We start from the raw sequence: 26,190 nt of genomic DNA on the forward strand, positions 1-26,190 counted from the left end.
AGTCAGTTGTAGTAGTGATGAAGCTTCGTAATGGGAGTGGAGCGAAGGGCTGACAGAAAGGTAAGAACGTAAGAGGGAAACAATGACCGTACACAGCATAGACGGAAATACATGGTCAACGAAACTTGAGCGTATAAAGTTGCTATCATCACAAAATCAAGACATAAAGTTTAATAATCTTGGACATATTATTGATTTAAAGATGTTAGAAGAACAATATAAGGAACTTGATAGCAAGAAAGCTGTAGGAATAGATGGTATAACCAAAGCGGTTTATGGTAAGAAGTTGGAAGCAAATTTGCTCTCGCTCCTTACTAAAATTCGCAAGGGGCAATATCAAGCTAAACCTGCACGAATTACATTGATTCCAAAAGAAGATGGAGGCAAAAGACCTTTGGTAATATCATGCTTTGAAGACAAGATAATCGAGTCGGCAGTAAGCAAGATATTAAACTCAGTGTTCGAGCCAATATTCTTAAAATGTTCTTACGGGTTTCGACCTAAATTAAACGCCCATGATGCACTTAAGGAGTTGAATAGACTTACGTATAACTTCAATAAAGGAGCTGTAGTTGAAATTGATATAACTAAGTGCTTCAATTCAATCAAACATTCTGAGTTGATGGGATTCCTAAGAAAGAGAATATCTGACAAAAGATTCCTAAGACTAGTTATGAAACTGATGGAAACACCAATTATAGAAAACGGCATTACAGTTACTAACAAGGAAGGATGCCGCCAAGGGTCTAAAACATCACCAATTTTGGCAAATGTCTTCCTACATTATGTTATTGACTGTTGGTTTGCTAAAATCAGCAAGGAAAACATAAGAGGGCAAACTGGAATGGTGAGGTATTGTGACGATATGGTGTTCGTCTTTGAGAATGAAGAAGACGCGAGGAAGTTTTATGAGGTTTTGCCCAAAAGATTAAACAAGTATGGCTTGAACATCAATGAAGCTAAATCGCAGATGATTCAGTCCGGTAGATACCATGCTGAGGACTTAGCTAAGCAAGGTAAGAAGATCAAGAGTTATAATTTTCTTGGCTTTACTTGCTATTGGGGTAAATCAAGGTTTGGTAACATATGGAGATTAAAATATACCACAAGGAAAGATCGATTTACCGAGAAGCTTAAAGGGCTAAGAGAATATCTACGAAGTCACCTTAATGAGAGGGGCAAAGAACAGATATTATTGCAAGTCATTAGAGCTACAAAGGGGTGGATCAATTATCATGGTATATCAGATAATCAAAGACGAGTAAGTTCATTTATTCACCAAACTAGGCGAGCAATATATGGGTGGTTTAATAGAATGGGTGGGAAGCGTAAGATGAATTGGCAAAGATTAGCTGAAATACTCAAAAGGGTCGACTTTCCAAATAAGTGGAAGACCATTTCAATGTTCTAAAACCAACAAAAAAAAATAGGGTACAAGCCTATCTTACCTTTCGGGAGCCGGATGCGGTAGCTCTGCATGTCCGGTTCTGAGGAGGGGCTTAACCAAGCAATTGGTTAGGTCTACTCACAAAGTTCATTTTTTATTTTCCAATAAATCATATTTAAAATCTCCACAAAGTATTTCAAATTGATTTAAAGCTAAAGACCAATCTTTAATAGGCATGGTCCATTTTTTGGCTGCATTTTGTAGGGATAAAAATATTATTTTTTGAATTGACTTATCATCTGGAAACACCCCCTTATTTTTGATAATTTTTCTAATTTGACGATTTACAGATTCTATAGTGTTAGTAGTATAAATTACCTTTCTGTTCTCTTCAGGAAAGGCAAAAAACGGTATTATCCCAGACCAATTACGTTGCCAAATATCAGAAATTACCGGATATTTTTTATCCCATTTTACACCAAATTGCTGAAGTTTTAAACGTGCCATTTCGTCATTATTAGCTGTATAAATTTGTTTTAGATCTGATGTGACCTCTTTTAAATCTTTATATGACACATACTTTACTGAATTGCGAACCATATGTACAATACATAATTGTACTATAGTACTCGGGAATACACTGCTTATAGCTTCTGGAAAGCCCTTTAAACCCCACACAAGCAACATAAATTTGTTCAATTCCTCGATTCTTTAACTCAGTAACTACTTGCATCCAAAATTTAGCACCTTCATTTTTGCCTATCCAAATGCCAAGTAACTCCTTTTTCCCTTCTATATTTACAGCAAGTGCTAAATATACTGCTTTATTTATTACTATGTGATTGTCTCTAGATTTTACATAGATACAGTCCAAGTATAATATTGGATACACCCTATCTAAACAACGATTTTGCCACCTAGTTACTTCTTCTATTACCCCATCTGTTATGGTGGATATCAAGTCACCAGATACATCAGTTTGATATATTTCTTCTAAATGCCCTCGGATCTCGCTGACTGTCATACCGCGACCATAAAGGGATATCACTTTCTCATCAAATCCATTAAATCTCCTCAGCCCTTTTGGTATTAATTGAGGATTATACTCTCCTTCCCGATCTCTTGGTACTTCTACTGTCAGCTTACGACCATCCCCATCAATTACTGTCTTCTCATAGCTACCATTACGACGATTATTATCTACTTTTGCCATCTTGCTATGTTTTGAATATCCTAATTCATGATCCAACTCACTTGCTAATATTTTATCAACTATTTGCTTCTTTAGCTGTTGAAATAAACCATCTCGACCAAATAACTCCGATGGATCTGCTTTTGATAATAATTCTTCTACTAGCTGATTACTGATGTTTAATGTATCTTTATCTGTATCTAATTTTTTAGCCATAATTCCTCCTTGCTTGCTTAAGTTACTTTTTTTACAGTAATCTCTTACTGCTTTCTTTGCAACTTACACAAACTATAGGACAGACTCAGAATTCAAGAAAATACATACAAATCTTTAACAGAAAAATAGATTATTCGTCTTAAAGTTGAGTGGATCGCAATGCTAAAATTTCCCTATGTATCCATAATGTCATATTTGGAATTGCTGGTTTTATACTATAATAATAAAGCTGAATCCATAAATTTTTTGAATATTTCACTATTTTCTAATATTTTAAGCTCTTCTTTACACCAAGGAGAAAAGTTGGCTGAGTATTCCTCTGTGTATAACTTAAAATCTTGCCATTTAAGTAATTTTACTTCTGCTATTTCTTGTTCATTTATTCTGATAACATCATCTGATAAAGCTAAATATATCGGACATATCTCATTTTCCACAATATTATTTATAGCAAATTTATAACGATAATTAGCAATAAAATATACTTTCTGCAAGCTGACCAAGCCTAATTCAAATTTTGCATGCCTATAAACAGCCTGCTCGTAAGTTTCGTTAATTTGTGGATGTCCACAAAAACTATTAGACCAAAAACCACCCCAGGTTTTTTTGAGTAAGCTTCTTCTTTGTATCAAGATGTCCTTTTGACTATTGAAAAGAAACACAGAAACCCCTCTATGCAATGGTGTATTAGAATTATGAACCGTCAATTTATCCTCTGTTCCAAGAATCTTATCTTGTTCATCAACTAATACAACATGTATACTCGAATGCTTTGAAGAATTGGTTCTGCAAAACTTCGGGGCATTCGCGTGCTCATGTACTAAATGTACACTCCGCTCGCTCACCCCTTGTTTTACATTCCAATTCTCCAGATCATTCGAGTATATACTATGTTCGTTTACCCTTTGTTTGTTATTCCCATTCTTCCGCTCATTTGAGTATGACATTAATGATTTACTCCTACTATAGTCAATTGATGAGAAGTTGGGGACGTCGTCACTCGTCGCTCGCCTATTACTTATAGGCGTCGCTCCATCGCTCCTAGCCCCAAATTCTCCTGAATTGACTATAACAAATATTTTTCTATAATAGCTAAATAATTACCTAAAATCTGTTGGTTTTTATTAACAAATTCTAAGGCATTAGTCTGATAAATTTTAGCTTCCTCGATACCAGTTTCAGATAGCAAATATTCCATTTTATTCAATAAATCACTTTCGTTTTGAATTTGCGTAGCAGCTTTATTTGCAAGCATTTCATTAGCAATATTAGCAAAATTACTCATATCTGGTCCAAATATAATATAATTAGCAAAATATGCTGGTTCAAGTACGTTATGTCCACCTTGTTTAAATGAACCGCCAACAAATGAGATATAAGATATGCTAAAAAATAATCCTAGTTCTCCAAATTTATCAACGATGTAAAGATCATCAGTCAGAATAGGTATATTTTGTTCAGACTTGATACTATAGGTTAAATTTAGTTGGGTACACGCTTTCCCTATATCATTTTTATGTTCAGGATGGCGTGGAATTAGAATAAAATAGCAATTTGGATATTGTTGTTTTATTGGTTTTATAATATTCAGTAATACTGTTTCATCTTCCAGATGAGTGCTGGCAAATACGATGATTCTTTTAGCACTCATATATTGTGCTAAAATTGTTAATTCTTGTTCATTTACAGGTAATTTTTTGTTGGCAAATTTGATATTGCCTAAATTATTTATATTGGTCATACCAAGTTGCATAAATTTTTCATAATCGATGTTACTTTGAACAATAATTTCACTAAAATTAGAGGTGATTGCTCTAAAAAATGAGCTTATTTTTTTCCATGATGCAAATGATTTATCAGAAATACGAGCATTCAGTAATAATAATTTACAATGTTTCTTCCCTTCGCTAATTAGACATGGCCATAATTCTGATTCAATAAAGATTCCTAGAGTTGGTTGCCAATTTCTAAAAAATTTCTTAACAAAAATAATATTGTCTATAGGAATTAGTTGATGAACAGCATTTACAGGTAACTTTTGTTGTAATATTTTTGCAGAAGATTTGGTTCCTGAAGTAACCAAAAACTTTAAGGCGGTTTTTGGCATCGTTCTTTTTAGCCAAAGATCATTGATATTTTCAACTAAGGTAAGAGCTATCATAGATTCCCCTACACTGGCGGCATGTATCCAAACTAAAGTTTCATTTCGTTTAGTATGTACATACCCAATGGCAAAACGTTCGCCCATACGTTTTATCTCTTCTTTGCCAACAATAACTCTCAATACCAGTAAAAGAACATATAGTGGAAGAAATAGGAAACTTAAGATATGATATAAATAGATCATGAGTTTATTTCACTGATGTTTAATGCTTGGGCTAAATTAATATCATCTTGATTTTCATTGCCTATAAAAATTAGTGGCAAACCTATAAAAGCCGTTATTTTACCAAAAGGTAGCGGCATAATCAGTTTATCCCAACTTTTAAGTAAAAAATATCTAGAAGCCTTACAAGAAACCGGTATTAATTTTATATTATATTTTTGAGCCACTTTGTTAATATTACTATTTATTTTGTAAATAGGTCCACGCGGACCATCTGGGGTAATTACTATATTACTACCATTATGTAATTTTTTGATAATGGCTTTTAAAGCTACCACAGAATTTTTATTAGTAGAGCCATTTATTACCCCAAAGCCGAATTTATTGACAATATCACTAATTATTTTACCATCAGAATGAGGAGAAATAAGGGCATGAATGTCTTTATGACCGGTAAATATTCCCGGACCCAAAGCGAGCCTGTTATGCCAAAAAGCAAAAATCGCCCCTTTTTGTGCTAAAAATTGCTGTTCATTGTAACCATCTGGAAAAACAAACTGCCAACGACAGGTAAAATAAACCACTCTCAAATAACTATACAATAATTTAGTGACTACACTAAGTGCAAAATTATTCTTTTTAAGAAGTTTCTTGATCATTTTAATTGATGACAAGCATTTTTTATACGCAAGCACGCTTGCTCCAAATTTTTTATCGAAGTTGCGTAAGAAATTCTGAAATAATTTTCTAAACCGAATGCAATACCAGGAACAACTACCACACTACATTCTTCAAGCAAATATTCTCCAAAATCGTTACTATCTTTGATAATTTTATTAGAGGGGGTTTTAAGCCCAAATAATTCATTACATTTAGGGAATAAATAGAATGCTCCTGCCGGCTTATAACAACTAATACCCTTGATATCATTTAGGATTGATAAGGTTAAGTCACGTTTTTCTTGAAAGTTTTTTGCATTAGACTTAATAAAATCTTGAGGACCAGTTAAAGCTTCAATGGCTGCCATTTGGCTTATAGAGCAAGGATTAGAAGTGCTTTGTGACTGAATAATAGCCATTGCCTTAATTAACGATTTAGTACCAGCTCCGTATCCTATACGCCACCCTGTCATAGAATAAGCTTTTGATACACCATTAACCGTAAATATTCGATCTTTTAAATCCGGTGCCACTTGAGCAAAAGTATAAAACTTAAAATCATCAAAAATAATATGCTCATAAATATCATCAGACATAATATTTACGTTGGGATATTTGCGTAATAATTCAGCAATATCAGCTAATTCTTGATAAGAATATGCCCCCCCTGTTGGATTACTCGGCGAATTAATAATTAACCATTTAGTTTTTTTGCTAATTACTCGCTCTAGAACATTAACAGTAAGTTTAAAATTATTTTCCATGTTACAATTAACAAACACCGGAATGCCGTCAGCTAATATTACCATATCTGGGTATGAAACCCAGTATGGACTAGGAATAATTACTTCATCACCGGGGTTAAGGGATGCCATAAACAAATTATAGATTACTTGTTTTCCTCCACTGGATACGATTATCTCGTCTAAATCATAATCTAAATTATTTTCATACTTGAATTTCTTCTGTACCGCTTGTTTAAGCTCCAATACACCATCTACATTAGTATATTTTGTTAAACCATCTCGCACAGCCTTAATTGCAGCTTCCTTGATATTATTTGGCGTATCAAAGTCAGGCTCACCAGCCCCAAGAGAAATTATGTCTTTGCCTAGTTTTTTTAGTTCAAATGTTTTTTTGACTAATGCCAAAGTAGGGGATGGCTTTATTAAATCTAATCGTTTAGCAATAAGTGACATAGTAGAACCTATATAATTTTATCAAGTATACTCAAATCATTAGAGCATATACTATATTTGTTTTCAAAAAACAATTCTTGAACGAGTTAAATTATTATATTATTATTTTATATATAAATTGATATGAAATAACAATATGACAAGTTTATCTATTACTTTACCAGATACTATAGCAAAAGCTAGTAATGAAGCTGCTAAAAAACTAGGGATATCTAGAACCGAATTTATTCGTCAAGCTATTATACATGAGTTGAGTAGTTTTCAGTTACCAACTGAACAAGTTGCTATCGTAAAAAGTTTTACTGCTATGAAAAAATCTAAGAAATATATTGAAGAAATGGTGGAAATAACAGAAACCTTAAATTCAGAATTACCACAAGAAGAGAAAAAATGGTGGAGCAAAGAGAAATATTAGATTTATTTTATGTATAGTCAATTCAGGAGAATTTGGGGCTAGGAGCGATGGAGCGACACCTATAAGTAATAGGCGAGCGACGAGTAACGACGCCCCCAATTTCTCATCAATTGACTATAATTATAGACAAAGTCATTAGTGCTAGTTAATATGTATGCTATTATAATGTATGCTATTATATAGTTAACTCACCTTACGCATGGCATTTAAAAGTCATAGGAAAAATATCCTGGTGTTATTGCGAGGAGCCATTTTGGTGGCGACGAAGCAATCTAATGAATGTGGATTGACACGACCACGTAGTGGTCTCGCTAATAGCATCTTATACTTTTCTGCAATTTTTAAATTGTTACGGGATTTATGCGTAAGGTAAGTAGTTCACAAAATCAAATTTCATAGACTTTATGTTTGGCAGCAAAATTATTTATAACAGTTACGGTTTAATAAAGGATAAGATGAAATCATGCTATCATTTTTGCAAAAATTTTCCATCTTGGTATATGGAGAAAATTTTTACGTTCATCAATTATTTTACCGATGTAAAATACAAGGTAACACACTTAAAAGAAACTAATTTAAAGCTTGGTATAGAACATTTATATAAGAATAACTTAAATGACGCTATATTAAGGTTTAAATTGGTTGATAAATTTTTTTCTAATTCAGACCAAGCTATAGTCAATTCAGGAGAAGTAGATAGCAGGAGCGATGGAGCGACGCCTATAAGTAATAGGCGAGCATTGAGCGACGACGTCACCAACTTCCCATCAATTGACTATAATTCTTGCCAAGTTAATTACTGGCTTGGTTGGACATATTTCTTAAAAAATAATTATCAAAAGGCTTTGTATCATCTACAAAAAGCTTCTGAATTTGATCAAGTAAAGTTAGGGGCTTTCTTACAAAATTATAATAATTTGTCAGATATCTCTCCGCAGATTTGGCATCAATATAGAAATCTTACGGCTGAATATTATAACAATAAATTTTGTAGTAATAAGCAACTATACCTACCTCATAATTTTGTCAGTAGGATTATGAGTGGTATAACAGATTTGCCTGATAATTACCGTATTTTGGAGCTAGGTAGTAATGCAGGTTTAGTGGGGGCTGAGGTTAAAAAGCGTTTTCCTGATAGCTTTACTTTTACTGGTGTAGAAAGTTCAGAAGCCATGAATGTTTTTGCCCTAAATATGAATATCTATGATAATATACTAGAAGTTTCTATACCAGACTTTATTAAGCAACATTCTAATAAATATGATGTGATATTAAGTTTTAACGCTCTTTCTTTTACTAAGAATCTGTCAACTTACTTTAATGATATTTATTCAATAGTCGATAAATTAGGATATTTTGCATTTTGTTTGCCAATAAATAACGTTACAAATCTTTCATTAAAAAGAAAAGAATTTATTTTTGCTATAACAGATATCAAGGAAGCTTTAAGTCAAAGTAAATTCACTGTATTAAGTAGTGAGGAATTAGTTATAGAAAAAAATGATAAATACTATATGGTGGTTTGTAAGAAAAATCATTGATGAAACCTATAATGAAGAGATTTATATTACTAGCATTAGTTATACTTAACTTTTTTAACCTAACCGTAATAGCGGACGTTCAAAATACTCAAGATAACGATGATTTTCAGTATGTTTGTAGTGCCAAGAATGGTTGTATGCAAGTCTATGATCCTTATGAGAAACTGAATCGTAAAATTTTTGTCTTTAACTCCATTTTAGATTATCTGTTTTTGCGACCTATTACTATGGGCTATAAACAATTTACTAATGATTATACCAAAGCTAGAGTGAGTAGTTTTCTAGATAACATTACTATACCTTTGACTGCTGTCAATTATGGCTTACAGATGAATTATGATCAAACTATGAAGAGTATATGGAGATTTCTTATCAATAGTACATTTGGTATAGGCGGATTATTTGACGTAGCAAGTAAAATTGGCTTAAAAGTTACCAAACAAACTTTGGGGAATACTTTAGCTCATTATGGAGTAGGACCTGGACCATACTTAGTCCTACCATTTATTGGAGGTACTAATGCAAGAGATTTCACAGATCCAGTATTTACAAATAGTTATTTAAATCCTATAATGTATGTAGTACATAGGAACTTTGAAGTGGTACTCTCTAGTGCACAAATTATAGATACTAGGTTAGGATTATTACCATTTACTGAGTATATAACACGTAGTTCTACCGATCCTTACATAGCTGTAAGATCAGCTACGCATCAAAATCGGGAATCTGTAATTGCCTACCCTAAGCAATTTAAGTGCCCTAAACCTAACTAAATTATAGAAAATTATGAAAAAATTTATTGTTTGCTTAATTTTAAATTTCCTGTCTTTGTCAGCCTATTCAACTGCTAATGATAATAATGCGGGAGTTGATAACTATGTTAATCAGCTAATAAAAGATGGGCTAGAGGTATTTAATGATCAAAATTTAACTCAAGATGGCAAAATTACTAAGAGTAAGATGCTAATTTTAGCTAACCTGGATTTAGATTGGATGGCTAAATTTACCCTTGGTGTCTACAGAAGAACCTTAACTCCTGAACAAATTAAACAATTTACAGAAGTTTATGGTAATTATGTCAGTACAGTCTATGCTGATTTGGTGAAAAATTATCATGGTCAACAGCCTAAAGTTGAACAAGTGCGTATTCTTGATAAAGGTGAGTTTATGGTAGAAATGTTGATAGGAACAGCTAAAGTAAACTACTTGGTACGTCAAAAAGATGCAAGCGATAATTCTAGTTTTAAAGTTTCAGATGTTATTACGGAAGGTGTTAGTATGATCAGTTCCCAACAGTCAGAGTTCATGAATATTCTCAGTAATAGTGGTTTTGATACATTGATAGATGAATTGGTAAAGAAGTCATAAGCTTTTTCGTCATTGCCAGTGAACATGAAGCTTATTATGCAGCAATTCCAAATATGACATTATGGATACATAGGGAAATTTTAGCATTGCGATCCACTCAACTTTAAGACGAATAATCTATTTTTCTGTTAAAGATTTGTATGTATTTTCTTGAATTCTATAAATATTTTTATACAAACTTATCATAATTCACGTTATTGTAATCAATTTGGTAAAAACCAACGGTTAGCAATAAAGGAAGTGTAATATAGTGAATTATTAAGCAGCATTTAGTACCGCAGTTTTCCATTTGCTAGACCAATCATTACTATGGATTATAGATCTTAATTGCAAAATAGGATTTAACCCCTCTCTAGACCATCTCATGTGTTGCTGCCCTTTACATCTTTGATTGATTAAACTCTCAACAGTTGATTCAGCAAGATTACTAGTAAAGATCAGCCCTTGATCCTTCCTTGTTGAGTAATCCACAATTTTATCTTTATTATTATCAACATATTGGGATAATTTTTTAATCCTATCATGATGCTGTTCTTCTTTTGTCAGTGCTAATATTTCTTTAAATCTTATCATCGCCTTCTCCACATCTCCTCTCCATAAATGCCACTTGATATGCATCAGATCTTCTTTTAGCCTTTTTGGTAACGATATATTCTCAAATTTCATACCCAAATGAAACCAATCTAAAATATAAGTTATTTTAGCACACAAAGGCTCTAGTGCCTTTGCTATATTCCAGCAATTTGCCGCCCCATCACATAGTGCGGTAATATGTGTTTTTGGGCTTAAGCCTTGTTTCAATGCTGCAATAATAGTAGAACTTATAATTTGTTTTTGACGATCATCCTTAATTGACGCTGCACAATTCTTACTTATAATATAATTCCTGGTATCTTGACTATTTGATTTTATAGATTCTGGTTTGTAAACTACAGCCACCATAGCCTCCATACTACGTTGATCCTCTGTTGTCTTTATATGTCCTCCATCTACATTTAATATTAGTTCAACAGCATCTTCAGTAATGAGCATTTCCTTCTCATCAGCATTGATATCTTCAATAGCATTGCCAACTGATTCTGTAACTTGTTTAATACGATTATGATTATTAATTTGCCGATCTTTACCAGAAAATAATTCAAATAATTTCTCTCCTTCTCTAAAACTATGTGTAGCACCTAGTGTAGCTTGTATTTTTTTTAAATCACCAGAAATTACTCCCTGCAATAACGTGCGGACGGTAGAGTGCGTTTCATATCCGCAATTATGGCATTTAAATCTCTGTATTACAATGTTATGATCAGTGAAAACATCGTGAAAAGTAGATTTATTTACACCAGTCTTATGCATTTTAATTTTACACTTAGGGCAAGTAACTTTTGTTAGTTTATGGATTAATTGAATCTTTTCCTGCAAAACTATATCCTGTACTCCTTGAATTAAAGCAATTTGATTATCCAAACCTATGGAAAAATCTAGACAATTACTTGGTTCGTTAAGCTCGCCATTAAGTACTTCTACTCTTGAAATTGTTGTAGTGGGTTGCTTATGATCATACGATTCATATATTATTCTATATCTTCTTGTTGTCATCCTATTACTCATAGTTGCTAATAATGACATTATTGTATCGCCTTTTTATAACAATGTCAACTCACTATATTACACTTCCTCATGAATTAGGATATTCAAAACATAGCAAGATGGCAAAAGTAGATAATAATCGTCGTAATGGTAGCTATGAGAAGACAGTAATTGATGGGGATGGTCGTAAGCTGACAGTAGAAGTACCAAGAGATCGGGAAGGAGAGTATAATCCTCAATTAATACCAAAAGGGCTGAGGAGATTTAATGGATTTGATGAGAAAGTGATATCCCTTTATGGTCGCGGTATGACAGTCAGCGAGATCCGAGGGCATTTAGAAGAAATATATCAAACTGATGTATCTGGTGACTTGATATCCACCATAACAGATGGGGTAATAGAAGAAGTAACTAGGTGGCAAAATCGTTGTTTAGATAGGGTGTATCCAATATTATACTTGGACTGTATCTATGTAAAATCTAGAGACAATCACATAGTAATAAATAAAGCAGTATATTTAGCACTTGCTGTAAATATAGAAGGGAAAAAGGAGTTACTTGGCATTTGGATAGGCAAAAATGAAGGTGCTAAATTTTGGATGCAAGTAGTTACTGAGTTAAAGAATCGAGGAATTGAACAAATTTATGTTGCTTGTGTGGGGTTTAAAGGGCTTTCCAGAAGCTATAAGCAGTGTATTCCCGAGTACTATAGTACAATTATGTATTGTACATATGGTTCGCAATTCAGTAAAGTATGTGTCATATAAAGATTTAAAAGAGGTCACATCAGATCTAAAACAAATTTATACAGCTAATAATGACGAAATGGCACGTTTAAAACTTCAGCAATTTGGTGTAAAATGGGATAAAAAATATCCGGTAATTTCTGATATTTGGCAACGTAATTGGTCTGGGATAATACCGTTTTTTGCCTTTCCTGAAGAGAACAGAAAGGTAATTTATACTACTAACACTATAGAATCTGTAAATCGTCAAATTAGAAAAATTATCAAAAATAAGGGGGTGTTTCCAGATGATAAGTCAATTCAAAAAATAATATTTTTATCCCTACAAAATGCAGCCAAAAAATGGACCATGCCTATTAAAGATTGGTCTTTAGCTTTAAATCAATTTGAAATACTTTGTGGAGATTTTAAATATGATTTATTGGAAAATAAAAAATGAACTTACACAAATTAAATGATTGACTCGGAATTCTATAAATATTTTTATACAAACTTATCATAATTCACGTTATTGTAATCAATTTGGTAAAAACCAACGGTTAGCAATAAATAAGTCTATTGCTCTAGAAAAAGCTTTTGATAGGTCGAATCTATATTGGCGGGACTCTGTAATCTCGTTTGCCAGCTAATATCTCCCATAACATTTCCATTGATTCAAAGAAAAAAAGGTCTACTAAACTTCTTATTCGTTCCCATAACGATCCTAATCTACCAAATTGCTCCCTCATTTCTTGAAATAATTTATCAACTAATTGGTGTATTTGATGAATAGTAAATGCTAACAAAGTAAAATTGTAGAAATTATAACATAGATTCTCAGAACCATGACCGTAATTATGTTCTATATTATAACCATGATTCTTTAAGCTATTAAAGCATTCGTTCTCTATTTTCCAACGTGCTCTTGCTCCGTCTATTATTGTTTTAGCATTATCTGAGGTGATTTCTAGATCAGTAATCCATTTACCATAATACTGACTTTTGTTACTACCATCTTTCTGCGGCACTAGCTCCCATGCCGCTATATAATTTGTTCTTACCTTAGTGCTAGTAAATAATTCAACATCATTAACCCATTCAATTATCAATTTGTTCCTTCTAAGGCTCAATGTCTCTATCTTTGATTTATCTACAGATTGAACATTATCCATTAATGTCTTATGATTATTGGGTTTTACTTTAAAAATATAATTAGCTTTATGATCACGAATTGTTTCTATCACTGGAGTTGTTGCATATAAGGCATCAGCATTGATTATTATCCCTAATTTATCATGATCCTTTCTAAATCTTGTCAAAAATCTCTTGAAAGCATTCGTCTCACAATCCTCTTTCTCATCACCATCTTGTACACGAATTTCCTCAGGCATTACTGGTATTACTTGTCGTAACCCAAATTTTACAATAGCCCCTTGTAATACTTGATGACAATGATATTGGTTATTTTTATGCCCTCTAATTAGGCAACGTTTACAACTCACTTTATCAGAGCTGTAATATTGTGTACCATCAACATTTAATAAGTATTTACCAGGAAATATTTGATATTGTTCTAGATGCTTCCCTCGTTGTAATTTACTAAATAATTCTTTGAAAATAGGTCTAAACGTTACGTCACTATCTACTTGGTCTATTACGTTCCTCATCCCCTGATCGCTAGGAAGCGATTGTACTGTAAACATGCTACGCAGATTATTACGTTGTTCCTTCCTTTCCATACGCCTTTGAAATTCTAGCAAAGATACTGATTGAAAATACATACACGCCAAACCAGATAACATAATATCTGCTATACTATTACTACTATTTACACCCCTTCTATCTTCTATACCAGCAAATCTATCTGCAATCATACTTCTGATTGCACTAAAACTTAAATGTTTCTTTGAATGCATAACTTGATACCAATATTATATTGATATTATCTTAGATAATTTATCCAACTTTGACTACTTTTTTAACTATTCCTCTACGAAAAACTTATTCCATATCCTTTTACTTACCTTCCTTCTATGACATATTTGGAATCGCTGGGTTGATAGTAATAGTAAGCAGGGATGATATAAAATATAAATATTTTTCAAATTAAATTGCATGAAAAGCTTAGTGTTAGGTATTTTTAGTGTATACTCAAAATGAAAGTTAATGGTAGTGGTCGTGGCAATCCATTTGGGTTGCTTCAATGCCACTAAAGTGGCTTCTCGCAATGACGGTTGGGGTTTGTGTGCTTCTCGCAATGACGTCTGGGATATCGAGAACTTATTCGAGTTAGCTATAAAATAAATTTGGAGTGGTTAATATGAATTATGATTATCTTAAAGAAATATCTGTTGGAGAGGATGTTTATAAAATTTTTGATATAAATAAGGCGGCAAGTGATATTGGGCTTGAGTTAAAGCGTTTACCTTATAGTTTAAGGATATTATTTGAAAATGTTCTGCGTCTAACTGGTAGCCAAGAGAAGTTGTTGCTATTTAAAGAATGGCTTAAGGCAAGGAAATCCGAGGCTGAGATACCATTTATGCCAGCTAGGGTACTGATGCAGGATTTTACTGGCGTTCCGGTTATTGTTGATTTAGCTGCTATGCGTGATGCTATGAAAAAACTAGGGAAGAATCCATTAAAGATTAATCCTTTGATACCTGTTGATCTGGTAATAGATCATTCGGTACAAGTCGATTATTATGGAACAAGTGAAGCTTTTGATAAAAATGTTACAATGGAAGTAGCTCGGAATATAGAGCGTTATGAGTTTTTAAAATGGGGGCAGGAAGTATTTGATAATTTTAAAGTAGTACCCCCGGGAACAGGTATTTGTCATCAGGTTAATTTGGAATATTTAGCTAATGTTGTGTGGACTAAACAACAAGAAGGGGTAACTTTCGCTTATCCGGATACATTGGTTGGTACAGATAGTCATACTACGATGATTAATGGTCTGGCAGTTCTTGGTTGGGGAGTAGGGGGGGGTGAAGCTGAGGCGGCAATGCTTGGTCAGCCTCTATCAATGATTATACCCGAGGTAATTGGCTTTAAATTGACTGGCTCTTTAAATGGGATGATTACCGCTACAGATTTGGTGCTAACCGTTACCCAAATGTTAAGGAAGAAAAATGTCGTTGGCAAATTTGTCGAATTTTATGGAGATGGATTGGACTTTTTAACATTGGCAGATAGGGCAACTATTTCAAATATGGCTCCTGAATATGGTGCTACTTGTGGCTTCTTTCCAATTGACAATGAGACTATCAAATATCTTAACTTGACGGCTAGAGAGCCAAATCGCATAAAATTAGTAGAGCAATATGCTAAGCTACAGTCATTATGGTACGAATCGACAATTATTCCGGAATATACTGAGACATTAGAGCTGGATTTATCTACTATCGAAGCTTCTTTAGCAGGACCAAGACGTCCACAAGATCGAGTTAACCTAAGAAATGCCGCCAGTAATTTTAACAGTGAACTAGCTTCTTTAACCAAAGGTGATGTTAATATTGATAAAAAATACCCTGTGACTGATGAATATGCAATCAGTCATGGTGATGTCGTAATAGCGGCAATTACTAGCTGTACCAATACTTCCAATCCTAATGTAATGGTTGCTGCTGGCTTGCTGGCTAAAAAAGCAGTAGAACTTGGATTAGTGAAAAAGCCATGGGTTAAGACCTCATTGGCTCCTGGTTCAAAAATAGTGACAGAATATCTGAAGAAAAGTGGGCTTGAGCAATATCTCAATGATTTAGGTTTTAATCTTGTTGGCTATGGTTGTACTACTTGTATAGGCAATTCTGGGTCACTGTTGCCGGAAATAGAAGAGACTATTACCAAAAACAATCTGGTTGTTGCTTCGGTATTATCTGGTAACAGAAATTTTGAGGGTAGGGTACATCCTCTAACCATAGCTAGTTATCTTGCCTCTCCGCCGCTAGTTATTGCTTATGCTATCACCGGTACTATCAACATTAATCTTGAGACTGATGTGATAGGAAAAAGTCATGATGGTAAGGATGTTTATCTTAAGGATATTTGGCCTACTCAAAACTCGATACAGAAAATAATTGAGGAATCTATTGACTGTAAAATGTTTAAGGAGAAATATAGTGATATATTTTTAGGTGATAAGGAATGGCAAAATATTAAGGTAACTAAAAGTGATACTTATAATTGGAATAAAAATAGCACTTATATCAATAATCCACCTTATTTTGAAGGTATCGAGCATATATCCAGTGAATTGGGGGATATAGAATCTGCTAGAATATTAGCCATCTTTGGCAATTCTATTACTACTGATCATATATCGCCAGCCGGAAATATTAGTAAAACAAGCCCTGCTGCTAAATATTTAACCGAGCAGGGTATTTTACCAGCAGATTTTAACTCTTATGGATCACGGCGTGGCAATCATCAAGTAATGATGCGTGGGACTTTTGCCAATAATAGGATTAAAAATGCTATGTGTCCTGGAATTGATGGGGGGATAACGATCAATCAACGGAATGGTCAACAAATGAGTATTTATGACGCCTCTCAGGATTATAAGGCTCATTCTATCCCTTTAGTAATTTTTGCAGGTAAAGAATATGGCTCTGGTTCGTCGAGAGATTGGGCAGCAAAAGGTACTAGTTTACTAGGAGTAAAAGCGGTAATTGCTGAAAGTTTTGAAAGAATTCATCGATCAAATTTAGTTGGTATGGGCGTATTACCACTTGTACTTACTTCTACTACGGTAAGTGATTTAAAACTTGATGGTTCTGAATATATTACAATTACAGGCTTAAGTAATAAAGTAGAGCCTTATGCACAACTCCGTTGTATTATAAGTAGGAAAAATGGTATAGTTGAAACTTTTGAAGTAATATTACAAGTTTTTACAGAAAATGAGATAGATTATATCAAATATGGTAGTATAATGCACTTAGTGGTTAAGAACTTTGGTTTTCTTGGCAATGACGGCAGTTTATGATGAATGAATAAATACTACTAGTTAGCTATAAATTTAAAGGGGGGTTTTATGCAAGTATCAGTATCAGGTCAACATATTTCTATTGGCAATTCTTTGCAAGATTATGTAAAAAGCCGTACTACGCAAGTAGCAGCAAAGTACTTTTCTACTATAATTAATGCAAACGTACATTTCTCTAAACAAGGATTTCAACTGGTTTGCGATATTGTAGTGAATGATGGTACCGGCAGACATATAATATTGAAAGGTAATGCTGCTTCAGATGATATATATTCAGCATTTGATGCTGCTCTTTCTCGAATTGAAAAGCAACTTAGAAAGTACAAATCTAAACTCAAAGATCGTCATGATAGAATTAAAATATCCGAAGCGGCACCTAAAGCAGTCAAATATATTATCACGCCCCATGAACATGAAGACGAAGATAATGTATCAGCCTCTGATAATCCTGTAATTATAGCAGAAAAATCTGTAGAAATATTAATTTTATCAGTAAGTGAAGCCGTTATGAAAATGGATCTTGAAAACCTTCCTGCTTTAATGTTTCAAAATAGTAATACTAATCGTATTAATATAGTTTATTACCGTCGAGATGGCAATATATCTTGGATAGATTCAAAATAGACTAATTTAAATTTATTCAGTAAATTTAGACTGGGTAATTAAAAGTCGTATGCAGCGATTCCAAATATGTCATAGAAGGAAGGTAAGTAAAAGGATATGGAATAAGTTTTTCGTAGAGGAATAGTTAAAAAAGTAGTCAAAGTTGGATAAATTATCTAAGATAATATCAATATAATATTGGTATCAAGTTATGCATTCAAAGAAACATTTAAGTTTTAGTGCAATCAGAAGTATGATTGCAGATAGATTTGCTGGTATAGAAGATAGAAGGGGTGTAAATAGTAGTAATAGTATAGCAGATATTATGTTATCTGGTTTGGCGTGTATGTATTTTCAATCAGTATCTTTGCTAGAATTTCAAAGGCGTATGGAAAGGAAGGAACAACGTAATAATCTGCGTAGCATGTTTACAGTACAATCGCTTCCTAGCGATCAGGGGATGAGGAACGTAATAGACCAAGTAGATAGTGACGTAACGTTTAGACCTATTTTCAAAGAATTATTTAGTAAATTACAACGAGGGAAGCATCTAGAACAATATCAAATATTTCCTGGTAAATACTTATTAAATGTTGATGGTACACAATATTACAGCTCTGATAAAGTGAGTTGTAAACGTTGCCTAATTAGAGGGCATAAAAATAACCAATATCATTGTCATCAAGTATTACAAGGGGCTATTGTAAAATTTGGGTTACGACAAGTAATACCAATTGCAATAATTAACGCAGTGGTGTAAAATGGGTTTTTAACTGATAAAGGTACTCAAATGGCTAGGTTAATATTACCACAAGGTTTTCATGGTCATGATTTTATAAAAATGATGAAACATGAGCCGCATGGTCGAAATCGTATACGTTTATTGGCGATGTATCACCTTCAATTAGGCAAATCTTTAAAAGCCATATCTGAAATAGTGAAGTCACACTGGAAAACTGTGCAATCATGGCTCAGAAGATTTAGGAATCATGGTTTTGAAGGATTATTTGAATCACAAAGAAGCGGTGCCCCTAGGAAGATTAACACTATACAAGAGTCTGCTCTTTTTGATAAAATCAATACGCTCAGTGAAAGTAAAACTGGTGGGTATATAACTGGAAAGGAGCTACATATCATGTTACTTGAGGAATATGGTGCTAAATGCGCTTTAAAAACAGTCTACAATACTATGCACCGCCTTGGTTTTAGCTGGATTACTTCTCGTTCAATGCATCCAAAGTCAAATCAAGAGACTCAAAATACATATAAAAAAACTTCCCAGACATGTTAACAAAATTATTACCAAAAAATATCGATAGATGTAAAGTTGATATATGGTCTCAGGATGAAACTCGAGTTGGGCAACAAGGTAGCTTAACTCGTATATGGGCTAAGCGTGGCACTAGACCCCGTAAAGTTCGGCAACAGCAATTCATTTCAACATATATTTATGGAGCTGCTTGCCATGATACAGGAGAAGCTTTTGCATTAATTTTACCATATGCAAACACACAGGCAATGAATAAATTCTTAGAAGAGCTTTCTCGCAGTATTCAAGGCAACCGACATATAGCTTTACTAACGGATAATGCAGGTTGGCACACAGCCAAAAAACTAACTGTGCCAAGCAATATCACTTTGATACCGCTTCCGCCCTATGCACCGGAACTTAATGCAATGGAACAAGTTTGGGAATGGATCAAAAATCATTTCTTGTCTAACCAATGTTATGGTGTATATGAAGATATCGTCACTATGGCTTGTTACGCTTGGAATCAATTTGCTCATAATGTAGATTTAGTAAAATCAATTATGTATAGAGACTGGATAAACACACCGTGTTAATTATTGCAATTGGTATAATATCTTTATGTGCTGCAACAATCTTACTACGTAACGTTGGTACCTTTCTTACTACACATAGCCCTAGCCCTTATGATTATGATCTAGGTAATTTCTCTACTAGCTCAGATTACCTTTTGGGCAGTTCTTCGCAAAACTATGGGGAAGAAGATATCTCTTTAAACACAATTGATGATACTCCTATTAATTTATCTAAGAAGGCTTCTACTACAACTAAGGCTCTTACTACAACTAAGAAGACCCCGACTACAACTGAGGCTCTTACTACAACCGAAAAGGCTTCTACTACAACTGAGACTCTTACTACAACCGAAAAGGCTCCGATTACAACTGAAGAGACCCTTACTACAACTGGGAAGATTCTTATTACAGCAGTTTCTTCATTGATAATCGTGACGATTACTGCTGCGTTATACACTCTCAAAAAGTATTTTTATAACTTGCCAGAAGAACCAGTCTTAGATATGAAAGAACTTGATTTTTTCATAGTTAACGATGAAGATAATACAGTAGACCTTATGGCCAAGACTCCTATAGATGATCATTTAGAATAAATGTTGTCATTTGAGCAAGTCACTCTTATTATAGACCAAAGAAGTATCTTCACTAATATCAGCGTGACTTGCTTACCATCTTCTATAGTTTATTTACAAGGAGCTAATGGCTGTGGAAAGACTTCATTACTTAGAATTGTTGCTAATATACAAAATCCAACAAGTGGCAATATTTTATATAGCTCATTGAACTGCAAACATTTAAAAAAACCTTATTGTAATTATATTGGACATAATCTTGGGCTAAAATCTCAAATAACTGTATTAGAATATCTAAGATTTTGGTCTACAATTTATGATTCCCTTGAAACATTAGAATCTTCGGTATATTATTTCAAGTTATATAATATTTTGCATGAACAATGTTATAGGCTCTCTGCTGGCAACCAAAAAAAGGTTGCTTTAGCAAAGCTTATTGCTTGCCAATCAAACTTATGGTTATTGGATGAAGTAGAAGCAAACCTAGATCAAGAGAATAAAGAATTACTACATAACTTGATTATTTCAAAAGCCAATAATGGTGGAATTATTTTGCTTACTTCCCACTCCAATATAGATATTAAGTCAGCCCAAATAATCAATCTTGAGGATTATCTGTTGTTGAACAAATAACTTTTGATATTTCAAGAAATGAGGGTTGACTTTAGTTGTTAAAATATATATATTTTGATATATACTTGATGAATTTCAATGTATATATTAATAATGTCAAAATTATGAGATTTATAGAGCGTGACAAAAATTATTAGTTCTAAATATAAGGCAAGCCGAAGACTTGGTGTAAGCCTATGGGGCGACAGCAAAGATGCCTTCAATACAAGAAATTACCGTCCTGGTCAACATGGTCAGAATAGTATGGTTAAAACTTCTGATTATGGTGTACACTTAAAAGCTAAACAAAAGCTTAAATGTCATTATGGTCGGATTAACGAAAAACAGTTTAGAAACACCTTTGCTCTTGCACAAAAAATGAAAGGCAATACTGGTGAAAATTTTATAGGTCTATTAGAGAGAAGGCTTGACGCTGTTATCTACAGAATGAATATTGCCCCAACGATTTTTGCTGCAAGACAATTTGTCACCCATGGTCATATTAAGGTAAATGGCAAAAAGGTTGATATCCCAAGCATGCGATTAAAAGAAGGCGATGTCATCGAGCTAAAGGAATCAGCAAAACAAATTCCTGTAATACTCGAAACAGCTAGCAAACAAAAAAATACCGTACCAGGTTATTTAACTTTTGATGCCCATTCATTGTCTGGTAAGTTCGTCAGAATTCCAGTAATTTCTGATGTTCCATATCCTTTTGAGCCAGAAGTACATTTAGTAATTGAACTTTATTCAAGATAGTATATCCAAAAGGTGATTAGAAATGGATTGCCACGCTCACATATGTTCTTTTGCAATGATGTTTGTGGTGCATATAAGTCATTGCGAGACTACGTAGTAGTCGCGGCAATCCATTTGGGTCACTTTCCTGGGTTGCTTCAATGCTAATACTCGATAATCAAGTTTTTTTGCAGATTTGAATAAAATATAGGATCATGGTTGTCATCCCTGCGAAAGCAGGGATCTAAAAATACCCTAAGGTATTATAGATTCCGCACCGAAGCTGGAATGACAAATTTTGCGTTTAAAGATAGATGTTGTGTTTAAAGATAGATGTTGTGACTCGGATATATTCAAATTTCCTTCAAACAACCTACTATTTATAAGCTCTGCAAAAAACTTGATTATCGAGTAATACAGTAGCTCCTCGCTAATAGACGACGTCTTGTATTTTTTTGCAATTTTTAAATTATCCTGGGTTATGCGTAAGGTGAGATAGTTACTGTCTTAGTAAATCTATTTGTTTTTGATAATTTTTTGATTGAAAAATAAAATTACCTGATACTAAAATATCAGCTCCTGCGTTGATGCAATTTTTACCGGTAATATTATTTATTCCTCCATCTACAGAAAGTAATATAATTTTGTTGGAATTTTTGATTTTTTCTGAAATAATTTTGATTTTCTCTAACTGATTCTCTATAAATTTTTGACCAGAAAACCCAGGATTTACAGTCATTACTAAAATCAAATCTACTTTATCAATAATATAATCTATAGAATTTGGGTTGGTGGAAGGAAGCAGTGCCACTCCAACTTTTACTCCTAAATTTTGAATAATGTCTAAAGTTCGGTCAAGATGAATAGTTGTTTCAGGATGGATAGTGATAATATCTGCCCCACTACTAGCATACTCTTTAATCGAATATTCTGGGTTATTAATCATTAAATGTATATCAAACGGCAATGCAGTATAAGATCTTAAGGCTTTTATTATAGGAGATCCAAATGTTAAGTTAGGCACAAAATGACCATCCATAACGTCTATATGGATCATATCAGCCCCCGCTTTTTCCAAAGAACTGATTTCTTTTTGTAAATTAGCAAAATTTGCTGATAGCAATGAAGGTGCGATCTTAATTACTTTCACTTTTATTTTTATCCTTAAATAATGAATTTTTTGATTTTCCCTTTTATAGTTATTTAGCTATAGTAAGTTTGTTATAGTCAATTAACCTGAATTAGTGCCGAATAAGCACCCATCGTGCTGTCTATTAGCGAGGAAGCGTAAGCCTCCGAAGCAATCCATTTTAATCGCTTTTTTGGATTGCTTCGTACCCACTAAAGTGGCTCCTCGCAATCTGATGTATCCCCACGAAATTAAGCACGACAAAGCTCCGTCTTTATAATAGATGCCAGGGGTTCTACCAATGGTTTTATGGCATGCAAATAATTAAATTCAATAATAAATTTCCCAAGGGTAAAATACGAATAAATCTTTTTATCTTTTACTGTGTTAGGTTGGAAAATTCTTTGCATACCTTGGCTATAGCCTACCACACCTATAACCCAATATGTTATAATAACAATGGCAGATAGTAACATTAAAACTCCCCATCTATTCACATCTAAAGTTCGAATATATCTTCCAGCAAGACCAAATTGATGACTTTTTATCACTCGAAACGTCTCCTCTATTTGCATACGTTTGCTATATAACCTCACTATTTCCGCTCCCTTATATTCATCAGAACTTAAGTTAGTTACCAATATCCAAGGTTCTTTTGCAGCTTTGTTATATGAACCATTTGCTGTTTTACTGCTAGTACGATTCCTGCTAACCTTCTGCACTCGACCCTTAGGGACTTTGCAAGTTGTAACCATTCTGCAGGAATATTTATGAGCTTTGGTTAGCAGAATCGTACCACATTCCATCGTTTTTGAACCAATTGATGGCATGAAATTTTCAACTGATATCCAATCCTCATTCTTAGCTAATTTTAAATCTTTTCCTTGTCGTACCCGACACACCCAACTCCACCCTTGTTTTTCTATTTCCTTAAACCATTCAATATGAAAGCCAGCGTCCATAATCACAATAACCCTTTTTCCATCAGGTATTATACTCTTTAATTTATTTAAAAATTCTACCGTTCTGCCCTTTAATTCACCTTCTTCAAACACATCTTGATACAAAGGTAAACTCATCCCTCTTGTACAAAATTGAGCACTTAGCATTTGTACCATGCGATCATCTTTAAGATAACATAAATCAATCACAACACTGTCATCATTAGAATGCTTGATAAACTCAAATATGAAATATGATAAAGCACTATAGAGATTATCAACCTCGTTATATAAATGTTTGTTACCTATACATCTATCAACTTTTTTTATTTTATGTTTTACTTTACTATCACCACTCAAGTTCCTGCCAATTGCACTCAAAGACAAATTCTGACTATATCGCAAGCCTTCTGCAACATCAAGTAACGCATTTAAACGATTATTATGTATAAAAGGACAATGTTCTTTTATTACTTCATTTAATACTGTTTTTACATCCATAACCTACTATCTCCATCATCATTAAATAATGAAGATATTCTATCAATTCTTGCTATTTTGCAACAATTTCGTGGGGATACATCAGCTCGCAATGACGCTGATGCTAAATGCTAATCGGGTATAACATAACTGCTTTTACTAAATTAGGACGCTTGGCTATTTCTAGAGCGACCAGAATAAGGCTTTTTATCGTTATTATTACGAGGAAAATAACTTTTTCTACCATTATTGTTATTGTTGCTATTATTACCATTAAATGGTCTTCTACGATTCTTATTTCCTGTCATTTCTTCTCTTGAAGTACTCTCGCCTTGGTTCATTAGACGATCAATAGCTTTCCACCTAATATTATCTTCTGGCGAAATGAAGGATAATGCACAACCTGAAAGTCCTGCTCTACCAGTTCTACCTATTCTATGTAAATAATCTTCTGGAGACATTGGTAGGTCATAATTGATCACATGTTGTGTATGCGGTATATCTAAGCCACGAGCCGCAACATCTGTTGCCACCATAATTCTATGACGAGAAGAACGAAATGATGCAATTACATGATCACGTCTACCTTGTGTTAAATCACCATGGATAGCTTCAGCTTTGTGATCTTCAAATTTTAACATTTTTGCCAACTGATCGGCACCACGCTTAGTTTTCACAAAAATAATTATAGAGCCATCACGTTGGTTTAATTGCTTTATAAGCTCAGGGAATTTCTCTTTATCAGAAATTCGCAAAGTTTCTTGTTTTATTTGAGAAGCAGCCTGAGTAGTTGAGCCAATAGTAATACGTTTAGGGTTAATCACATATTTTTGCGATAGTGCAATAATATGTTTTGGCATAGTAGCTGAAAACATTAAAACCTGTCTTTTTTCAGGTATATATTTATTTATTTCTTCCAACTGTTCTTTCATGCCCATATCAAGCATTCTGTCCATCTCATCAAGTACCACTAATTGCACTGTGTTTAATTTTAAGGTACCACGTAGTAAATGATCTATAATACGACCAGGGGTTCCAATCACCACTTTAGGATTTGCCTTTAGCTGCGTAAATTGTTTATGCATTGGTTCACCACCTATTAAAACCGCACTAGGAAGCTTAATTTGAGTAGTTACATTAGTTAAAGTAGTACGTACTTGACTAGCTAATTCCCGAGTTGGTACAAGTACCAAAGCCATTGATTTAGTCTGTATAAAAGAATTGACGATTGGTAGTAAATAGGCAAGGGTTTTACCCGAGCCAGTTTGACTAGAAGCAAGAATATCACTACCTTGCATCGCAATCGGTATAGCCTCTCTTTGAATTTCTGTAGGAGAGGTGATGTTCATCTGTTCAAGTGATATAATCACTTCGTTTGGTAAATTAAAATTTTTCATTATTAAATCCAATGTTATTTATCGTAAATTAAAAATACTCAAATGCTTTAAGGAATTGAAAGGTTAAATGCAGTTAAACTCCAAATCTTCAAAGCACTTGAGTAAACATATATTCTATACCTTAAAAAAATAAATTTATGATTAAGTTTTTATGTTATAAAGCGGGTTATTAATTGTTGTATAGTAAAAGCGGCTGTAATTATAAATACAATCCTACCATAGATACTCTTTTGCTTTGAAAATCCATTTCCCCAAATCATTCGAGTATACTTAAAATAGTCCAATAAAATTA

Annotated in this window: 23 protein-coding genes and 2 pseudogenes; 15 read left to right on the plus strand and 10 right to left on the minus strand. The window is 33.5% G+C overall.

Annotated features, from left to right (window positions below; genetic code table 11):
• The first annotated feature begins 82 nt into the window (after positions 1–82).
• Positions 83–1,411 carry a reverse transcriptase domain-containing protein gene (locus NBW66_RS04480; protein ID WP_250310618.1) on the plus strand — a complete coding sequence of 443 codons (1,329 nt, stop codon included), beginning with the start codon at positions 83–85 and terminating at the stop codon, positions 1,409–1,411.
• A gap of 123 nt (positions 1,412–1,534) precedes the next feature.
• On the opposite strand, the pseudogene NBW66_RS04485 reads toward NBW66_RS04480, so the two are convergent.
• The 5 genes and pseudogenes from NBW66_RS04485 to NBW66_RS04505 all read right to left on the minus strand — a co-directional run bounded on the left by NBW66_RS04485 (position 1,535) and on the right by NBW66_RS04505 (position 6,979).
• Positions 1,535–2,795 (minus strand): annotated as a pseudogene (locus NBW66_RS04485) (IS256 family transposase).
• A gap of 215 nt (positions 2,796–3,010) precedes the next feature.
• Positions 3,011–3,742 carry an isopentenyl-diphosphate Delta-isomerase gene (gene idi, locus NBW66_RS04490; RefSeq protein ID WP_250311854.1) on the minus strand — a complete coding sequence of 244 codons (732 nt, stop codon included), beginning with the start codon at positions 3,740–3,742 and terminating at the stop codon, positions 3,011–3,013.
• A 119-nt stretch (positions 3,743–3,861) separates the two neighbouring features.
• Positions 3,862–5,142: a lipid IV(A) 3-deoxy-D-manno-octulosonic acid transferase gene (gene waaA, locus NBW66_RS04495; protein WP_250311855.1), complete on the minus strand. Its 1,281-nt coding sequence runs from the start codon at positions 5,140–5,142 to the stop codon at positions 3,862–3,864.
• Positions 5,139–5,780: a lysophospholipid acyltransferase family protein gene (locus NBW66_RS04500; RefSeq protein WP_250311856.1), complete on the minus strand. Its 642-nt coding sequence runs from the start codon at positions 5,778–5,780 to the stop codon at positions 5,139–5,141. The genes waaA and NBW66_RS04500 overlap by 4 nt, the downstream gene beginning before the upstream one ends.
• Complete coding sequence (locus tag NBW66_RS04505) at positions 5,777–6,979, minus strand: pyridoxal phosphate-dependent aminotransferase (RefSeq protein WP_250311857.1); 1,203 nt, start codon at positions 6,977–6,979, stop codon at positions 5,777–5,779. Before NBW66_RS04505 ends, NBW66_RS04500 begins: the two co-directional genes overlap by 4 nt.
• Positions 6,980–7,115: 136 nt before the next feature.
• Here NBW66_RS04505 and NBW66_RS04510 point away from each other — a divergent pair, with 136 nt between their 5' ends.
• The 4 genes and pseudogenes from NBW66_RS04510 to NBW66_RS04525 all read left to right on the plus strand — a co-directional run bounded on the left by NBW66_RS04510 (position 7,116) and on the right by NBW66_RS04525 (position 10,303).
• Positions 7,116–7,394, plus strand: a complete 279-nt coding sequence (locus NBW66_RS04510) for a ribbon-helix-helix domain-containing protein (protein ID WP_250311858.1) — start codon at positions 7,116–7,118, stop codon at positions 7,392–7,394.
• 404 nt (positions 7,395–7,798) lie between these two features.
• A pseudogene (locus NBW66_RS04515) lies at positions 7,799–8,065 on the plus strand (hypothetical protein); the annotation flags it as partial.
• Positions 8,066–8,946: 881 nt separating this feature from the next.
• Positions 8,947–9,708 (plus strand): MlaA family lipoprotein, encoded by a 762-nt coding sequence (locus NBW66_RS04520; protein ID WP_250312262.1) that lies wholly within the window; start codon positions 8,947–8,949, stop codon positions 9,706–9,708.
• A 13-nt stretch (positions 9,709–9,721) separates the two neighbouring features.
• Positions 9,722–10,303, plus strand: coding sequence for an MlaC/ttg2D family ABC transporter substrate-binding protein (locus tag NBW66_RS04525; RefSeq protein WP_250311859.1), 582 nt, complete (start codon positions 9,722–9,724; stop codon positions 10,301–10,303).
• Positions 10,304–10,561: 258 nt separating this feature from the next.
• On the opposite strand, the gene NBW66_RS04530 is transcribed toward NBW66_RS04525, so the two are convergent.
• On the minus strand, positions 10,562–11,926 hold the full coding sequence (locus NBW66_RS04530) for a UPF0236 family transposase-like protein (protein WP_250311117.1): 1,365 nt from the start codon (positions 11,924–11,926) through the stop codon (positions 10,562–10,564).
• Positions 11,927–11,949: 23 nt separating this feature from the next.
• On the opposite strand from NBW66_RS04530, the gene NBW66_RS14435 reads away from it, so the two are divergent.
• Both NBW66_RS14435 and NBW66_RS14440 read left to right on the plus strand, forming a co-directional pair.
• Complete coding sequence (locus tag NBW66_RS14435; protein WP_284346723.1) at positions 11,950–12,654, plus strand: IS256 family transposase; 705 nt, start codon at positions 11,950–11,952, stop codon at positions 12,652–12,654.
• Positions 12,542–13,072: an IS256 family transposase gene (locus tag NBW66_RS14440; RefSeq protein WP_250312149.1), complete on the plus strand. Its 531-nt coding sequence runs from the start codon at positions 12,542–12,544 to the stop codon at positions 13,070–13,072. Before NBW66_RS14435 ends, NBW66_RS14440 begins: the two co-directional genes overlap by 113 nt.
• Before the next feature lie 151 nt (positions 13,073–13,223).
• On the opposite strand, the gene NBW66_RS04540 is transcribed toward NBW66_RS14440, so the two are convergent.
• Positions 13,224–14,528, minus strand: a complete 1,305-nt coding sequence (locus NBW66_RS04540; RefSeq protein WP_250311217.1) for a transposase — start codon at positions 14,526–14,528, stop codon at positions 13,224–13,226.
• Between the two features lie 404 nt (positions 14,529–14,932).
• Between NBW66_RS04540 and acnA the strand changes: the two genes are divergently transcribed.
• The 8 genes from acnA to rpsD all read left to right on the plus strand — a co-directional run bounded on the left by acnA (position 14,933) and on the right by rpsD (position 21,972).
• Entirely contained in the window at positions 14,933–17,602 is a 2,670-nt protein-coding gene (gene acnA / locus NBW66_RS04545) for an aconitate hydratase AcnA (protein WP_250311860.1), read from the plus strand.
• Between the two features lie 48 nt (positions 17,603–17,650).
• Positions 17,651–18,226 (plus strand): ribosome hibernation-promoting factor, HPF/YfiA family, encoded by a 576-nt coding sequence (gene hpf / locus NBW66_RS04550; RefSeq protein WP_250311861.1) that lies wholly within the window; start codon positions 17,651–17,653, stop codon positions 18,224–18,226.
• Positions 18,227–18,416: 190 nt separating this feature from the next.
• On the plus strand, positions 18,417–18,965 hold the full coding sequence (locus NBW66_RS04555; protein WP_250311862.1) for a hypothetical protein: 549 nt from the start codon (positions 18,417–18,419) through the stop codon (positions 18,963–18,965).
• A 30-nt stretch (positions 18,966–18,995) separates the two neighbouring features.
• Positions 18,996–19,496 (plus strand): helix-turn-helix domain-containing protein, encoded by a 501-nt coding sequence (locus NBW66_RS04560; RefSeq protein ID WP_250310542.1) that lies wholly within the window; start codon positions 18,996–18,998, stop codon positions 19,494–19,496.
• The gene (locus tag NBW66_RS04565; protein ID WP_250310543.1) at positions 19,490–20,050 is read left to right on the plus strand and encodes an IS630 family transposase; all 561 of its coding nucleotides are present in this window, start codon (positions 19,490–19,492) and stop codon (positions 20,048–20,050) included. Before NBW66_RS04560 ends, NBW66_RS04565 begins: the two co-directional genes overlap by 7 nt.
• Positions 20,044–20,622, plus strand: coding sequence for a hypothetical protein (locus NBW66_RS04570; protein ID WP_250311863.1), 579 nt, complete (start codon positions 20,044–20,046; stop codon positions 20,620–20,622). Before NBW66_RS04565 ends, NBW66_RS04570 begins: the two co-directional genes overlap by 7 nt.
• A complete protein-coding gene (gene ccmA, locus NBW66_RS04575) occupies positions 20,623–21,234 on the plus strand; it encodes a heme ABC exporter ATP-binding protein CcmA (RefSeq protein ID WP_250311864.1) in 612 nt (203 codons plus the stop codon).
• Positions 21,235–21,354: 120 nt separating this feature from the next.
• Positions 21,355–21,972, plus strand: coding sequence for a 30S ribosomal protein S4 (gene rpsD, locus NBW66_RS04580; protein ID WP_250311865.1), 618 nt, complete (start codon positions 21,355–21,357; stop codon positions 21,970–21,972).
• Between the two features lie 478 nt (positions 21,973–22,450).
• On the opposite strand, the gene rpe is transcribed toward rpsD, so the two are convergent.
• The 3 genes from rpe to NBW66_RS04595 all read right to left on the minus strand — a co-directional run bounded on the left by rpe (position 22,451) and on the right by NBW66_RS04595 (position 25,898).
• Positions 22,451–23,101, minus strand: coding sequence for a ribulose-phosphate 3-epimerase (gene rpe, locus NBW66_RS04585; protein WP_250311866.1), 651 nt, complete (start codon positions 23,099–23,101; stop codon positions 22,451–22,453).
• 230 nt (positions 23,102–23,331) lie between these two features.
• A complete protein-coding gene (locus NBW66_RS04590) occupies positions 23,332–24,522 on the minus strand; it encodes an IS4 family transposase (protein WP_250311083.1) in 1,191 nt (396 codons plus the stop codon).
• A 143-nt stretch (positions 24,523–24,665) separates the two neighbouring features.
• The gene (locus tag NBW66_RS04595; protein ID WP_341752972.1) at positions 24,666–25,898 is read right to left on the minus strand and encodes a DEAD/DEAH box helicase; all 1,233 of its coding nucleotides are present in this window, start codon (positions 25,896–25,898) and stop codon (positions 24,666–24,668) included.
• Between the last annotated feature and the right edge of the window lie 292 nt (positions 25,899–26,190).

It is taken from the genome of Rickettsia endosymbiont of Oedothorax gibbosus, assembly GCF_936269705.1.
GTDB lineage: Bacteria > Pseudomonadota > Alphaproteobacteria > Rickettsiales > Rickettsiaceae > Tisiphia.